A 15,709-nucleotide genomic window follows, 5' to 3' on the forward strand; every position below is an offset into this window, starting at 1 on the left:
CTTTAATCCGTAAGGTCCAATGTGCTCCGTTTGAGCACATGCTACGACAAGCTAGCATTAGCGTTGTAAAGTTTAAGTAAGAGAACATCCAATCGACGTCACGCGACGTAAGCTAAATAGAGGAGGCGAAGGGAGATGAAGAAACGAATGTGGACGATTGTATCAGTCATCGGTCTCATCGTCATCATGGTCGGGGGATACTTCGTGTTCCAGCAACAGCAGGCAAAATCAAGTGGAAGTAAGAAATTAAGTTATCAACCGGAAGAAACAGCGATTTTAGCTGGAGGATGCTTTTGGTGTATGGAGCCACCGTTCGAAGAGTTAAAAGGAGTCAAATCGGTCATTTCCGGTTACACGGGCGGTGATATTGAAAATCCAACGTATAATCAAGTATCAGCGGAGACGACAGGGCATCGGGAAGCAGTGTTGATCACTTTTGATCCGAGTGTCATCTCATATAAACAATTACTCGATGTCTACTGGCGTCAGATCGATCCGACGGATGCGAACGGTCAATTTGTCGACCAAGGGGAATCGTACACGACAGCGATTTTCTACACGAATGATAAACAAAAAGAAATCGCAGCACAATCGAAACAGGATTTAGAGAAACAACAAGTCTTCGACGATAAAATCGTCACACCGTTGATTGCAGCAGGTCCTTTTTACGAAGCGGAAGCATATCATCAGGATTATTATTTAACGAACGAGAAAAAATATAAGTTTTACCGGGCAGCTTCTGGACGCGACGACTTTATCAATCGCTACTGGAATGATCAACCCAAACTCGATCTTCCAACCTATCCAAAATTATCAGACGCAGAAATCAAAAAGAAATTAACCGCCATCCAGTATAAAGTGACACAAGAGGATGGAACGGAGCCAGCGTTTGATAATCCGTATCACGATTTGAAAGCAGACGGTATCTATGTCGATCTGATTTCTGGAGAACCATTGTTTTCATCAAACGATAAATATGATTCGAAGACAGGATGGCCGAGTTTCACGAAACCACTTGAGCCAGGTAATATCATTGAGAAAAGTGACTTTTCAATCGGCATGAAACGGATGGAAGTCCGAAGTCGACATGGTAATGCGCACCTCGGGCATGTCTTCTCAGATGGACCAAAACCGACCGGGTTGCGCTATTGTATGAACTCAGCTGCCTTACGTTTTATTCCGAAAGAGGAATTGAAACAAGAAGGATACGGCGAATATGTAGCAGATTTTAAATGAATGGAGTCAGACGCATCGTGTTCTTTAGAACATGATGCGTCTTTCTTTCAAAATTGTAAGATTTCACTATAAATTAATTATCCATTTTATCCATATACTGTTTATAATCAAATTAAAGTATATCCATTTTGAAGGAGGAGCATGTGTGAAAAAACTGATGATTTGGGTCATGCTGAGCTGTTTAGTTTTAACGCTCGGCGTAGGACCAACTACTGCAAAAGCGGAGACCGCTCTTGCAACCGCAACACTTTTACAAGCAGGACAAGAAACGACACTTAAGACCGGAATGGAAGAAAAAAATACATATTGGTACCGTGTCAATCATGAAGCGGGTGTAGAAAAAACAGCGTCACACTTTGAGTTATCAATCGATACGGATCAACCTGTTCAAGTGACAGCTTACCCGAGCGAAGCGATGGCAGCTGAAGATGATACATTTGATCGTTACCGGACAGAAGCAGAACCGAATGAAAAAGCAACGACAAAATTAGCCGTTCCATATGCATGGGATGGACCGTATTATGTCAAAGTCGAATATTACCCGAACATTGAAGAGGGGAAAACGACAAAAGCAGCAAACGTTAAGCTGACATATAATAACGTCAAATTAGCTGTCGAATATGAGCCAATCAGTGATATTAGCTGTATGGCAGAAGAAGCATTAAAACAAACAAAAGAAGAAAAACCAATGCTTGCTCTTATGCACTCGATCCAAAAACAGGTATTGAGTCAATCGGACGCAGGTCGTGCCTTGACGTCGCTTTATTACAAAACATCGCCTTACGTTGTCAAAACGCTTCTTTTCAATAAAGATAAGCGTCAACAAGCGTACGAAGATTTAAAAACATTGAAACCTGCAATGGAGGCACTCGTACGTGGAACATCGTACACGCTGACAAAGACAGATCAACAAGCCGTTGACCGTCTTTATACATTATCACGCGATGCATCGCCTGCTGTGATTGCAGAAGAAATCGATGGATATGCAAAAAAAATGAAGATATCTGAGATGAGCGGCAGTACGTTAGACGATACGTTCGGAACATTAGGGATGAACATTCAGTCAAAAGAAACTACGCGATTCATCGTTAAGTTAAAGCCAGGGAAAACAGTCAGTTCGATGAAAATTGCTGGAATTCAATCAGCAGATGTTGAGCGTTTACCGCTTGGTAAAGCTGGTGATTTCATTGTAGTGACAGAAGATCCAACGGTGAAGGGACAATCAGCGTCAGCATTAAAGCAATCGATTGGTCGCTCATCAGCAGTCGAATATGTAGAAAAGATTCAAACTTACAAAGCAACAAGTGATATCAATTTTGATTACCAATGGGCTGTCAATAAGAAAACAGTATTCGAACAATTCCCGAATGTTGGAATTGGTTTTGAGGAGTTCCAAAAACGATTTAGTGGTAAAAAATTAGCACCTGTTAAAATTGCAGTCATTGATACAGGAGTTGATTATCGCTTAAAGGATTTACAAGGGAAAGTGGATATTGCGAATGAGAAGAACTATGTTTCCGTAAACGGAGATGGCGACGCGATTGATGATAATGGTCACGGAACACACGTGGCAGGCGTTATCGCAGCGACGATCAACAACGATTACGGAATTCAAGGGATTCATCAGTCGGCACAAATCTTACCGGTTAAAGTATTGAATGCAAATGGCGAAGGAGAAACGGATGCCATCGCACTTGGAATTAAATACGCTGTTGATCATGGAGCAAAAGTCATTAACATGAGTCTTGGTGGCGGTGAAAGCCGCACGATGGCTTATATGATGAAATATGCTGCAGATCATGGTGTGACAGTCGTTGCGGCTTCAGGAAACGACTACGATATGATGGTCGGGTTCCCAGCAAACTCGGAATATGCGATTGCTGTTGGAGCGACAAACACGCTCGGTATGGTTTCAGACTACTCGAATTATGGAGTAGGCCTTGATGTTGTTGCACCGGGTTCAAAAGTTGCGAGTTTGATTCCGGACGGAAATACGGTGTACATGGATGGAACAAGTATGGCTTCACCACACGTCGCAGCTGTTGCGGGAATCTTGAAGTCACTTAATCCTAAACTAACACCTAAACAAATCGAACAAATTCTACAAAAAAGTGCTGAACCACTAGCTTTCGAAAACCCGAATGATTGGTTTGAGGAAGAAGAGGGAGAAGAGCTTGAATTCAAGTTTCCTGCCTATGTCAGTCCGGTTTCAGGATACGGAAAAGTCAGTATCCCTCGGGCGATTTCACAATTGAACCTGAATGGAATTGTCAACAACGTATATGATAATAAACTGACTGTCACAGGAACGGTTAAAACCGGAACAAAAGTGGAAGTATGGTCTACTAAGAAGTTGGGTTCTGCTACAGCTAAATCCGGAAAATATAGTGTGACGATTCCGCGTCAAAACAAAGGTACGGTCCTAACGGTTCGTTACACAAATGGACTTGATGTCACGTCAGAACGTACAGAAGTTCTTGCAGGAAAAGCACCAGCGGCACCAAAAGTTAAACCAGTACTTGCCGGCGCAACAAAAATGACAGGTACAGCTCTTGCGAGCGGCACGATTACTGTCAAAGATGCAAAACAAAAGAAAATCGCCACAGCGAAAGTCGACGCAAAAGGTCACTTCAGTGCGAAATTACCAAAACAAGTTGGTGGTTCAAGCTTGATCGTCACGGTGACGGATATTGCAAAACGTACAAGTAAACCGACTGTCGTAAAAGTCTTACCCGCACCAGCAGCACCCAAAGTGAAATCAGTCTATGCCGGTCAAACGAAAGTAACCGGGACAGCTGAAAAGAAATTGAGTGTGTATGTAAAAGATGCGAAGAAAAAAGTCATCGGAAAAGGAACGGTTTCATCAGCAGGAAACTATTCGGTCAAAATTCCAAAGCAAAAAGCAAAAGCGAAACTTTCCGTCTATGTTAAGAATACACGTGGACAAATCAGCCCTGTGACATCTGTGACAGTGAAAAAAGCGAAAAAGTAAGAGGGTAAAAAGACCTTTTTTCGGGTACATTCCGAGAAAAGGTCTTTTTTTGGACATCATAGCTGTTGCTTCGAAAGCGTTTCTATTATATTAAAAGAAATAAATGAAAAAGCATCATTCAGCGAATGATGAGGAGGATACATTCATGATGAATTGGATTCGGCGACGAATCGGTCGGCAACTGCTGACGGTTTTTTATGCGGTACTGGTCGTAGTATCGATTACTTCGTTCTTCGTCTATGACTACATGGAAGGACGAATTGAAACATCTAAAGAGAACCTTGAAACGATCAGCGAGCAAAATCGCCGAGCCAACGATTTATGGGACAATTGGCAAACGGTCCAGTTCGGCTTACGGGGATTCGTCATTTTTGGTAACCAAGAACGATTTGATGAAATCCAGGCACTTCGAACAGACATTAAAAGCGAAACCGATTGGTTCATGCGAAACGCAAAAACGGATGAAGAAGAAGAATTCGCAGCACAAATGACGAATTTATATGAATTATATTATGATGCTTTGTTTCCGTTGACCCAGTCTTACGTCAATGAGAAAAAGGCGAATCGAATTAATGAGGACTTTTTACAAGGGGATAGTCTGTTTTCCTTACCGATTGCGAAACGACTTGTTGAACAAGGACGGTTGAAGCCAACTGCCGACGGTTCGATTGATATTACGCCAGATATTGAAAAAGCATCTGCGGCACTTGAGGAATACCGTACGAATCTCAGTCAACAACAAGAGACAGCTGTCGGGGAACTGCGGAGTGAAGTCGCGAAGTCACAATGGATTTGGATTTCGAGTATCGTCGTGCTTGTCGCTTTTATTCTTTTGTTCGTTCATCCGTTCCTTCGCCGGATGACACGACAATTACTACGCTTAATTGATGATAATCAGAAGCTCGCTCGGAAAGAACCGATTAAGATTGATAAAGCTGCCGAGCAGCGACCAGACGAAATCGGATTGTTACGCGAAGCCTTTAATCGGATGGTCATGACGACGAATGCCCATACGGATGCGATGCAAGGAAAGAACGAAGAGCTGCAGGCGCAAAGTGAAGAGTTGCTCGCGCAACAAGAAGAACTGCAAGCACAACAAGAGGAACTCGAAGAAGCGTATCAAACGACGAAAAAGAATGAGGAAAAGCTCCGATTGCGTAGCGAACTGACCGAGGCACTTGCTGTTCGCGAAACCGTCGAATCGTATCCTGCGATCGTCCAAAAAATGATCGATATCACCTCTTCGGAGTATGGCGCTTTGTTACTCTATGAAGATGGTCAGTTCATGGGTGCGACGACGAATGGAATGACAATGGATTATTTAAAAGTTCTTCTAAAAGATGAGATGTCTGTCATCAATCGATCGGTTCGGGAGATGGAATTCGTCCAATCGGAGAAACAAGTGACACGTCAAAAAGACCATCCGTATTCATTCAGTACGCACGAAGTTACGATTCCTATCAAAGATCCAGAAACGCACGAACTGATTGCGACCATCTATCTGGTTCGTTATAAATCTGCCTATAAAGGGCAGCAGTTGACGGATATTCGCGAGTTTGCACAACAGATGACGTTATCGCTCCTGCGTACACGTTCATACGAAGGAATGCGTCAAGAAAAAGAAAAGACCGAACAAGTGTTAGACTCCATCCGGGAAGCAATCATTTATCTTGAGGATGGAAACGGAGAGTTATACGTCAACCGTCCATTGTTTGAGTTGATTCCAGAGTTACAATCAGAATTCACGGTAGATCGGACGTTACCGTCGAGTGAGTATGTCATCGATGTGATGCGCCAGTTAGTGGATGATGTCGAGGCTTTTAATACGTATCTAGATTTGATTCGCTCCGGTGAGATTTCACCGGACAAGGTCCGATTTGATATTCGAAATAACACAGCGCATCTGGAAGTCTATGCGGAACGCATTGATGTCGTCGGGGGGTGGAAGGGAATCATCCTCGTCCTACGGGATATTACCCGGGAAACAGAAGCCGATCGTCTCAAAACAGAACTTGTCTCGACCGTGTCACATGAGTTACGAACACCGCTTTCGTCGATTTATGGTTTTACGGAATTGATGCTGAATCGAGAAATCGATGATTCGAAGCAGAAGAAATATCTGACGACGATTCATAATGAGACAGAACGGTTATCCAATCTCGTCACGGACTTTTTAGACGTTCAACGCATGCAGTCGGGTAGCCAATTATACCAAATGGCGCATCTTGATTTATTTAGTCTGACAGAACAAGTGATGTCTCTGTATGGTGCATCAAGTGAACGACATGATCTTCATTTACAGCTACTCAGTCCGGATCGCCCATTCATCTTAGGAGATGAAGACCGAATCAAACAACTGATGAGTAACTTGATCAACAATGCAATCAAATATTCTCCGGATGGTGGGCGTGTTGACGTCTGGATTGATACGAAAGATGACCACGCCATCATCGAAGTGAAGGATGAAGGAATTGGCATTCCGCATCATGCCTTTGCTCACTTATTTGATAAGTTTTATCGTGTCGATAATTCCGATACACGTCGAATCGGTGGGACTGGACTTGGGTTATCGATTTGTAAGGAAATCGTCAAAGAGCATGAGGGCGTCATTCATGTAGAGTCTGAAGTCGGAAAAGGAAGTCGTTTTATCATCGTATTACCCCTCAGTCTGACCGAAGCGATTGAGTCGACAGAAGAAAATCGACGCTTTAGTTAATCAAAATACGTTGTTACTAAACCGTGTTCAAGCCGCTTAGGTGAAAACACGGTTTTCTATTGATTTCAAAAAAATATCAATAAAATAAAAAAAGGTGAATAAAATGCAATGATGAACCGATATACCTATAGGACAAACGGACTATGATTAAAAAAGGAGGGGGATCGCCGTGTATCAGAATTGGTTAGGAGTCGTTGTTTTTTGGCTTCTTTTACACATCGGTTGGGTGGCATACGTTGGGACGGATACAGTAATCGGACAAGTCGTCAATAGTCTGTTCACGATTGGTGGTGTCTCGGTCTCTCTCTATTTAATTTGGCAGGCACGACGTCGCCAGATGCGACGTCCTTTTACCTCTCGTTTATTTCTTCTTTTATTGTTTGCCAACACGATGCTCGGTTTAGGTGAATGTGGACAGCTCGTTTATTTCCTTCAAGAACGTACACGTACGGAACCGTTTGACTGGATTGACTTGATCTTTAGTTTGCAAATCGTGATCTACATCGTCGCTTTTGGTTATTTTTTGCAAAATCGACGACGTGAAGTCAATCTTCGCGTTTTTCTATTTGATGAATTTATCATCTTGGTCGTTGCTGGTTCACTCTCGTGGCACTATTTAGTGACACCATATTTTGAAGCAAATGCCATGTTGACGTTCGAGACGATTTTATGGTTGCGCTATCCACTCGGCGATCTATTATTACTTGGCGGGATGATTGTCTTGTTCTTTGGTTTGATGAAACGAGGCAATGGAAGCTCATTGTTGTTGATTTTAATTGCGTTTCATTTTCAGTTACTTGCCGACCTCCTATACGTTGTACTAGAACGATTTGATTATCCATTTCCTTCGAGTTGGCTCGATCCGTTATGGTTAGCGACTGTTATGATTGTCGGATTAGCAGCTTATCGTTTTGACGCCGAGGAGTCATTTGTCAACATTGATATCACACGAAGATGGATCGATGTCTTACGTTTGATCACACCTTACTTGTTCTTGTTGATTCTATTCGTGACGATGGCACGGCAAACGATCAGTTGGAACGGTTTAACGATTGGACTAATGATTGCAATTCCGTTGTTGATTTCGCGTCAAATTCGAATCGTCGTTGATAATCAACGGTTACGGGAAAATCTTGAAGCCAAGGTGGAGGAACGAACGGAAGCATTGGCCTCTGCGATGGAAGAGATGCGGCAAATGGCATATCATGATGCTTTGACAGGACTACCGAATCGGTACTTGTTTGCAAGACTGTTTCAAGATGCTCTATACCGGGCGGAAGCGAATGATAGACAAGTTGGTTTATTCTTTATTGATATTGATCATTTTAAACAAGTGAACGATACGTATGGACATCACGTTGGAGATCAACTCATCATCGATGTCACGATACGTTTACAAAAAAAACTACCACCCCACACAGTCATTTCAAGGCAAGGAGGGGATGAATTCGTCGTCTTATTATTTGATGTTGAACAAGAGTCAGAAGTCGTGCAGTGTGGAGAACATCTCGTTTCCTTATTCCGAAAGCCGTTTCATCATGGCATCATTCCACTTCCTGTGACAGCGAGCATTGGGGGAACGATCTATCCTGCACATGCTGCCTCAAGAGCGGATTTGATTGAATTTGCAGATCTTGCGATGTATGAAGCAAAGCGGCGAGGGAAAAATCAATTCTATTTGTACGAATCCATGGTAACGAATATCTAAACGAAAACACGCTCGTATGCTGATCCAAGCGGACCAGTCATACGAACGTGTTTTTTGGTACGTATCATTTCTTTTGCGTACGAGCTAAGAACGTTTCAATGACTTCTGGATTCGTCACCGCTTGATTGCATGTATCACTATCGATACACATATGATGACCGATCGTCTGGTGCTGTTCAGCAGAACGGCGTGTCGTGGCAGTTACGAGTGTGATGTCACTATACGTATGGCAAATCGCACAAATCCCTTTTTGAATCGATGGCAGATAGGTACCTTCGACGCCAATCCATTCACCATCCAAAGGATAGACGAAGTATTTTTTCCGATTTCCGGTATCGTTCCAGCTTAAAAACGTCGTGTGTGTCCACTCAAAGGAGTGAAGGGGCGGAACATGCAGCTTTTTCGTTTTTTTGAATAGCTGACGGATGTGTGATTCAGAAATGCTCGGAAACGGTTGGATGAATGGTTCGACGTGCGCTAAATATGCGAAGAGATCCTGTTCGGATTCAGCGTCCCGAATATTCGTCAATAAGATTTCTTGTTCCGGTGTAAGTACGGGCAATAGATCAAATATCTTTTCAGCGGCACTGTACCGGACAGCATCACGAACATCGGGATCATGAACGGCCGCGAATTGATGTTGCAACAGGTCGACTTGATTCCGAATGAAATTGTATTGATAAGGTAATAAAAATGCGTCCATTCTTGTTCCTCCTTTTCTTTTCATCGTACCGGAATTTGGTAAGAGAACAAAGCGACATTTTAGTTTTTCAGACTCTTGCAACGGGAATTAAATAACAGACTGAACGAGGAGGTGAAGAGGGAGGTGCAGTATTTAACATTTTTACGCTTGATGAATGTAGGAGCATTTCTCTTTGCATTGCTAGCACGCGTCGTTTGGCAACATCCGACGACCATTCCTAAGTTACCTCTTGTTCCGGCACCATTTTTTGACGCCATCACAGGTGTTGTGTTTACGACATTATTGATTTGGTGTATTCGACCAGTTCGTGCCTTCCCTGCGGATCGAGAGCTGATTGAAGATATCGGAGGGTGGCTTGCGTTATCACTCGTGACGCTTGGAATAAGTAGTATGAGTGGACCACCGTGGGAACTTGTCTCGACGACGATTTCTTTCATCAGCCTGTGCTTAGTCTACATGAAAATTCAACACCATCCCCGACGTTCCCCGTGGATGCGCTCTCCCTTCTCAGTGTTGCTTGCCTGGATCAGTACGATGCTGTTGATTTTACCATTTCGCATCTTATCGGATTTTCAATTCACTTCGTTATTCGGTCTTTCCGAACGCCAATGGGGTACGATTGCACTCATAGTAGCTGTTATTGGTGGGCTCCTGTTCATCGCAATCCACTCGGATTGGGTATTTGGTCTCGCACTCATCTGGTATTTGATTGGACTGTTCTTTAACCATCGCCTCGTTCTTGTGCAACAAATCGTAACAGGAATCGGGATCGTATGTGCCTTACTCTTGTGCTATTACGTCTTCTATAGAAGGCAACGTCTTTTTCGACAGCATTCACCGAAGTCTTCTTCGTCTTAGTCATGTTTTAGACGAATTTGGGGTATATCCCATATAGCTGTTATAAAAGGGGGAGACGTATGTTATGGGAAAAAAACAATGGATCGGTGTCTATCAAAATGAAACGGAATTGATTCGTAAGATTGAAGACTTACATTTTGCCGGTTATCTAGAAGAGGATCTATACGTTGTGTTGCAAGACAAGACCGATATGGCGATGTTACGCGGACAATCAGCGGCTCAACTCGTCTCCGGAAAACGGACGTTGTTTGAGCGGTTTACAGGCAAACCGGCTTCGGCTGAGGAAATTCAAACCGCCTTTACGGAACTCGGGTTACCAGAGTCGGATATTCGTCAGCATGTGTTACGTGTCCAACAAGGCGAGTATGTCCTATTAGCAGATGAGGAAGGAGCGTCGCGTCCTGCGCCGAAACCAAAAAGTATTTTGGAGACAGAGCCAGAAGGAATCGAGGCAGAACGGAAACTCGATCATGAAAATCGCGCCCTCGAAAATGAAAATGACCGGATGCTGTAAGAGAGTCGTGCAGAAAGGATGATGCTTGATGGAGAGCCAGTATCATACGATTTTGGTGGCAGTCGACGGATCAAAGACGGCAGATTTAGCCTTTGAGAAGGCAGTGAAATTTGCCAATCTCGATCATGCGAAACTCGTCATTGCTCATGTGATCGATATTCAGACGTTTGCTAATGTACGTGCCAATAAACGTTTCATTGATCAAAATGTCACCGAATATGCACAAGAACTGTTAGATCGTTACGAAAAGCGGGCACGAGAGGCAGGTGTTGAGACGATTGAACTGGTCATTGAAAATGGCTCTCCAAAAACACTAATTCCGAAGGTCATCGCACCACGTGTTGGTGCTGGATTGATCGTCTGCGGGGCAGTTGGAATGAATGCGATGGAACGCATCATGATCGGAAGTGTTTCTGAGAACATCTCTCGTTATGCGAAATGCGATATCTATATCGTTCGCCCTAAAACCTTGAAGTGACATAAAACAGCACACATCAATTGATGTGTGCTGTTTTATGTCACGTTAAAAAATAATAGAAGATGCCTAATAAAATCAGAATGATCGGCAGAAAAATGAAATACATCCAAGACATATTTTTAGCCGAAGTTTTGTGGTCATACTTTTCTTCTGCTGGTTGCTTGGCAATCCGTAACGTAAAGACAAGACCTACGAGACAGATGACTAACGCAATCCAAAACAAGGTCAACATAAGCATGCTCCTCTCTTCCTTTATCATACAGAAAATGGCCATGTTCTGCATCGATGAGTTGTGACAGTTTAGAGTTGACAGTCTACTAGTTGAGGGGCTAAACTAACCTCATAAGTTTAGGGGGTAAACTAAAAATGAAAGACAATCTACGTGAAGCAGTCCTCCTGTTTGAAGAAGTCATGATCCACGGAACAGAACGCGTATTGAAGTCAGTTGAAGCGCCCGTTTGGCAAATGTATTCACCGGAACAACTCCATGTATTGAAGCTCGTCGGAAAATATGGACCGATCTCATCGGGGCGTCTCGCGGCAGTTCAGGGTGTTCACAAAAGTGCCATCTCCAATCGACTGAAAAAGTTGACCGAAAAAGGTCTCGTCATCGTCGAACGTCGAGAAAATGACCACCGAACGAAGTACATCTCGTTGACGGAAGCAGGTCGGCTAGTGGCGACCGAAGCGGAGCAAGAAATCTATACGTATCTTGAGAATTTGATTGAAGGAAAGGTCGAGGAAGAAGAAATCATCCAGTTCATCGAAACCTTTAAGAAAATCAAAGAAATTTTGCAGTTGAACGACTAAAGACAGAATCGAAGGAAGAGGAGAATCGGATATGCGACAAATCGTCAAATGGCGTTGGGCAATTCTAGCGTTATTGCTTATCGTCACAGTAGGTTTACTATTCACGGCACCAAACTTGGCTAAACAAGCAGAAGAAGCTGGTGCGATTCAGCTTGCAAATGATGCCGATTCACAACGGGCAGCTGACATTTTAGAAAAAGCGGGGGCAAGTGAGGAAACAATTTCTCTTGTCATTCCGCTTAAAGACAAAGTCAGCGATGCCGATCGCACATCAATCGGGAAAATCGTTAAGGATTTAGAAGCACTCGATCGTCCGGTCACGGATGTCCTGAATCCGTTTGAAAACAAAGAGACGGAAGGACAACTCGTCTCAAAAGACAAAAAGACGGTGCTCGTGCCAATCACGGTCGACGGTTCGCAAGAAGAGATCGTCAAACTGGCAAAACAAATCCGGACGGATCTTTTACCGAAGGATCAAACCATTTATCTAACGGGCGAAGCGTTAATCAACGATGACGTTAATACGAGCTCGCAAGAGGGATTGAAGCGGACGGAACTGATTACGGTCGGATTGATTTTCGGACTGCTTCTGCTCGTCTTCCGTTCAGTCGTCACACCGTTCGTCCCACTCGTTGCGGTTGGGTTTACGTACCTGATCAGCCAATCACTTGTCGCCTTTTTCGTCGACTGGTTCGGCTTCCCGGTATCGAACTATACGCAAATCTTCCTCGTTGCCATCCTGTTCGGGATTGGGACGGACTATTGTATTTTGCTCCTGAGCCGGTACAAGGAAGAGTTGACGGCAGGACACGACGTTGAGACAGCAATCGTCAATACGTATAAGACAGCAGGGCGTACGTTACTCATCAGTGGTCTTGCTGTTCTCGTCGGTTTCTCAGCAATCGGATTTGCGGACTTCCCGATTTTTAAATCGTCGGTCGCTGTTGCAGTAGGGATTGCCGTCCTCTTACTCGTCTTATTCACACTTGTGCCATTCTTCATGGCGACACTAAAAGAAAAATTATTCTGGCCGTCGAAGAAGGCAGCGAGTCACCAGGACAGCAAACTGTGGTCACATTATGGTGGGTTATCAATCCGCCGTCCGTTACTTGCGATGATCATCGTTGCGATCGTAACGGTCCCGACACTCTTTACGTACGATGATGACCTCTCGTTTAATACCGTCGATGAGATTGGTGCGAAGTACGACACGGTCAAAGGACTGAATGCGATCTCGGATGGATTTGGGGCGGGTGAGTCGCTCCCAGTCAATGTCATCCTGAAGAGCGACAAAGATTTGATTACTGAAAAAACAGTTCCTTATGCGGAACAACTCAGTCGTGAACTTGTGAAAATTGACGGGGTCAAATCGGTTCGTTCGATTTCTCGTCCGACAGGCGAAGTCATCAATGACTTCTACGTCGATCGTCAATTAAAACAAGTCGCTGCTGGCATGAAGAAAGCAACTGCGGGTCTTAAGGACGTTCAGTCTGGTCTGACGACTGTTGAAGACAATCTCAACGGTATCACAGGGCAGCTACCGGCAGGAGACGCTGCTTCAGCAGGAGCAAGTCAGTTGCAACAAGCGGCAGACGGACTTGGACAGATCAATCAACAATTGATGCTCGTCGGTCAAGGTCTACAGTCGACACAAAACATCCCGCAAACCGTCGGGACATTAAATGTTTTGTCTGGTCAATTGAGTCAAGTTCAAGCTAGTATCAGTCAAGCAGCAAGTGGAATTGCATCCCAAGGAGCACAAGCGGGTCAACTTGGAAGTGGGTTGACGCAACTTGCGGATGGTGTCGGTCAGGCAAACACAGGGCTCTCGAAAATTAGTAATGGGCTAGATGACATCTCAGGTTTGTTAACCGAGATGGGACAAGCCACATCGATTCGTGGAACAGGCGTATTCGTGCCAAAAGATACGCTATCGGATAAGGCATTTAAGCCAGCAATCGATCGTTACGCGATTGATCAACAGACGGGATTGAAGTTCGAAGTCATCCTTGAAGATGATCCGTATTCACCGGAAGCGATTCAAACCGTCGCTGCGATCAAAAAGACGACAGCGAATACGATCAAAGGAACACCGTTTGAAGACAGTACTGTCGCATATGGCGGGATTTCAAGCGTTAACAGCGACTTAAACGATACGTCGAAAGCCGATTTCAAAAGAACCGTGACGGTCATGCTGATCAGTCTCTTCGTCATTTTAGCAATCATGTTCCGTTCGTTGATCATGCCATTGTTCATGATTGGTTCGTTATTGCTGACGTATTACACGTCGATGTCGATTGCTGAATTGATCTTCGTCAACGGACTCGGATATGACGGCATCAGTTGGGCCGTTCCGTTCTTCGGATTCGTCATGTTGATTGCTCTTGGTATCGATTACTCAATCTTCCTACTCGATCGTTTCCGGGAAGAGACGATCAATGGACTTGATACGAAGGAAGCGATGTTCCTGTCGATGAAAAAGATGGGGTCCGTCATTATCACGGCAGCAATCATCCTCGCCGGAACGTTCGGAGCGATGATGCCGTCTGGTGTCTTGAGTCTCGTTCAAATCGCAACAATCGTCATCACAGGTCTACTCTTATATGGTTTAATCGTCCTACCACTCTTGATTCCAGCGATCACGGTATCGTTTGGTAAAGGGGTTTGGTGGCCGTTTCGACCAAACGCTAAAAAATAAGAACTAACCAAACCGGGTTTGTCTTCTAGATGAACCCGGTTTTGTCATGACGTATACTAAGGGCAGAGTAGAAGGAGGTAGGACATGCAACACTTCAAACAATTGACTTCACGGATTTGGTATCAGACACCAGTCAGCGAAACGGACCGCCCGATTCTCGCCGTCGTGCGTGGGGAGAAGCATCAATTGATGATTGATGCGGGGAATTCGTCAGCACACGCAGCACTTTTCTTAGAAGAAATGCAAAAACGAAATCTCGGAACACCTGATTTGTTAGCGTTGACCCATTGGCACTGGGATCATATTTTTGGAATGAAACATTTTGGTCTGCCGTCGATTGCGACTAAGCAAACGATTACTCATATGAAGGAGATGCAACCCTACGCTTGGACGGATGAAGCATTACGAGAACGAATGGATCAAGGCATCGAGATTCCATTTTGTGCGGACGCAATCAAGCTCGAGTATGGTGAAGCGCGCGATATCGAAGTCGTTTTACCGACGATCGGCTTTGAAGGACAACTGGATCTTGATTTGGGCGGCGTGCAGTGCCAACTGATTGAAGTCGACAATGATCATTCTCCTGGGAGCCTTCTCGTCTACATTCCGGAAGAACGTGTCGTGTTCTTAGGAGACGCCATGTATGCTGATATCTTTTCGCCGAAGTGGAACTACACGGTGGAGCGGACGGCACGTTTATTAGAAGTACTCGATCGTTTAGATGTCGACTATTATATCTGGTCGCATGGAGAAGCGATGCCGAAATCGGAATTTGAAGAAGAGGTTCAGATATTGCGTCGAGCCATTCGCATAACGGAAGCGACCGAAGGACGACTGAAAGATATGCGGACCTTATATGCAGAAGAGACAGGACGATCGTTGACAGAAGATGAGAGCGAAACATTGATTTATTTCGCGAATGGAATGAAATGATAGATCGTAACAAGGAATAGGATAGAAAATATTGAAATATATGTAGTACTACAAGCTTATTAA

Annotated in this window: 12 protein-coding genes; 10 read left to right on the top strand and 2 right to left on the bottom strand. The window is 44.2% G+C overall.

Translation table 11 applies throughout. From position 1 onward, the window contains the following. Positions 1 to 135 precede the first annotated feature (135 nt). The 4 genes from msrB (at position 136) to ACHWTJ_RS15170 (ending at position 8,652) form a co-directional block, all read left to right on the top strand. On the top strand, positions 136 to 1,236 hold the full coding sequence (gene msrB / locus ACHWTJ_RS15155) for a peptide-methionine (R)-S-oxide reductase MsrB (RefSeq protein ID WP_294739253.1): 1,101 nt from the start codon (positions 136 to 138) through the stop codon (positions 1,234 to 1,236). Between the two features lie 145 nt (positions 1,237 to 1,381). Then, a complete protein-coding gene (locus tag ACHWTJ_RS15160) occupies positions 1,382 to 4,228 on the top strand; it encodes a S8 family serine peptidase (protein ID WP_294739251.1) in 2,847 nt (948 codons plus the stop codon). A 145-nt stretch (positions 4,229 to 4,373) separates the two neighbouring features. Further along, positions 4,374 to 6,944, top strand: a complete 2,571-nt coding sequence (locus ACHWTJ_RS15165; protein ID WP_294739249.1) for an ATP-binding protein — start codon at positions 4,374 to 4,376, stop codon at positions 6,942 to 6,944. Positions 6,945 to 7,113: 169 nt separating this feature from the next. Continuing rightward, positions 7,114 to 8,652: a diguanylate cyclase domain-containing protein gene (locus ACHWTJ_RS15170; RefSeq protein WP_394679972.1), complete on the top strand. Its 1,539-nt coding sequence runs from the start codon at positions 7,114 to 7,116 to the stop codon at positions 8,650 to 8,652. Positions 8,653 to 8,716: 64 nt separating this feature from the next. On the opposite strand, the gene ACHWTJ_RS15175 is transcribed toward ACHWTJ_RS15170, so the two are convergent. After that, positions 8,717 to 9,355 carry a FusB/FusC family EF-G-binding protein gene (locus ACHWTJ_RS15175; RefSeq protein WP_294748650.1) on the bottom strand — a complete coding sequence of 213 codons (639 nt, stop codon included), beginning with the start codon at positions 9,353 to 9,355 and terminating at the stop codon, positions 8,717 to 8,719. Positions 9,356 to 9,478: 123 nt separating this feature from the next. Here ACHWTJ_RS15175 and ACHWTJ_RS15180 point away from each other — a divergent pair, with 123 nt between their 5' ends. From ACHWTJ_RS15180 to ACHWTJ_RS15190, 3 genes are all read left to right on the top strand, one after another. Continuing rightward, on the top strand, positions 9,479 to 10,213 hold the full coding sequence (locus ACHWTJ_RS15180; protein ID WP_294739243.1) for a hypothetical protein: 735 nt from the start codon (positions 9,479 to 9,481) through the stop codon (positions 10,211 to 10,213). Between the two features lie 64 nt (positions 10,214 to 10,277). Further along, the gene (locus tag ACHWTJ_RS15185; protein ID WP_294739242.1) at positions 10,278 to 10,727 is read left to right on the top strand and encodes a general stress protein; all 450 of its coding nucleotides are present in this window, start codon (positions 10,278 to 10,280) and stop codon (positions 10,725 to 10,727) included. A 28-nt stretch (positions 10,728 to 10,755) separates the two neighbouring features. Continuing rightward, a complete protein-coding gene (locus ACHWTJ_RS15190; RefSeq protein ID WP_294739240.1) occupies positions 10,756 to 11,205 on the top strand; it encodes a universal stress protein in 450 nt (149 codons plus the stop codon). Positions 11,206 to 11,245: 40 nt separating this feature from the next. Here ACHWTJ_RS15190 and ACHWTJ_RS15195 read toward each other — a convergent pair whose 3' ends face one another. After that, the gene (locus tag ACHWTJ_RS15195; protein ID WP_023466956.1) at positions 11,246 to 11,443 is read right to left on the bottom strand and encodes a hypothetical protein; all 198 of its coding nucleotides are present in this window, start codon (positions 11,441 to 11,443) and stop codon (positions 11,246 to 11,248) included. Positions 11,444 to 11,571: 128 nt separating this feature from the next. Here ACHWTJ_RS15195 and ACHWTJ_RS15200 point away from each other — a divergent pair, with 128 nt between their 5' ends. The 3 genes from ACHWTJ_RS15200 to ACHWTJ_RS15210 all read left to right on the top strand — a co-directional run bounded on the left by ACHWTJ_RS15200 (position 11,572) and on the right by ACHWTJ_RS15210 (position 15,646). Continuing rightward, entirely contained in the window at positions 11,572 to 12,015 is a 444-nt protein-coding gene (locus ACHWTJ_RS15200; protein WP_294748655.1) for a MarR family transcriptional regulator, read from the top strand. Positions 12,016 to 12,046: 31 nt separating this feature from the next. Then, entirely contained in the window at positions 12,047 to 14,713 is a 2,667-nt protein-coding gene (locus tag ACHWTJ_RS15205) for an MMPL family transporter (protein ID WP_394679973.1), read from the top strand. 84 nt (positions 14,714 to 14,797) lie between these two features. After that, on the top strand, positions 14,798 to 15,646 hold the full coding sequence (locus tag ACHWTJ_RS15210) for an MBL fold metallo-hydrolase (protein WP_294748661.1): 849 nt from the start codon (positions 14,798 to 14,800) through the stop codon (positions 15,644 to 15,646). Positions 15,647 to 15,709: the final 63 nt, after the last annotated feature.

It is taken from the genome of uncultured Exiguobacterium sp., assembly GCF_964277885.1.
Lineage (GTDB): Bacteria > Bacillota > Bacilli > Exiguobacteriales > Exiguobacteriaceae > Exiguobacterium_A.

Bases quoted from the DNA above. Each gene is read 5' to 3' on its own strand.
- msrB (WP_294739253.1), top strand. From the start codon at position 136: ATGAAGAAACGAATGTGGACGATTGTATCAGTCATCGGTCTCATCGTC.
- ACHWTJ_RS15185 (WP_294739242.1), top strand. From the start codon at position 10,278: ATGGGAAAAAAACAATGGATCGGTGTCTATCAAAATGAAACGGAATTG.
- ACHWTJ_RS15165 (WP_294739249.1), top strand. From the start codon at position 4,374: ATGATGAATTGGATTCGGCGACGAATCGGTCGGCAACTGCTGACGGTT.
- ACHWTJ_RS15175 (WP_294748650.1), bottom strand. From the start codon at position 9,355: ATGGACGCATTTTTATTACCTTATCAATACAATTTCATTCGGAATCAA.
- ACHWTJ_RS15210 (WP_294748661.1), top strand. From the start codon at position 14,798: ATGCAACACTTCAAACAATTGACTTCACGGATTTGGTATCAGACACCA.
- ACHWTJ_RS15195 (WP_023466956.1), bottom strand. From the start codon at position 11,443: ATGCTTATGTTGACCTTGTTTTGGATTGCGTTAGTCATCTGTCTCGTA.
- ACHWTJ_RS15200 (WP_294748655.1), top strand. From the start codon at position 11,572: ATGAAAGACAATCTACGTGAAGCAGTCCTCCTGTTTGAAGAAGTCATG.
- ACHWTJ_RS15190 (WP_294739240.1), top strand. From the start codon at position 10,756: ATGGAGAGCCAGTATCATACGATTTTGGTGGCAGTCGACGGATCAAAG.
- ACHWTJ_RS15205 (WP_394679973.1), top strand. From the start codon at position 12,047: ATGCGACAAATCGTCAAATGGCGTTGGGCAATTCTAGCGTTATTGCTT.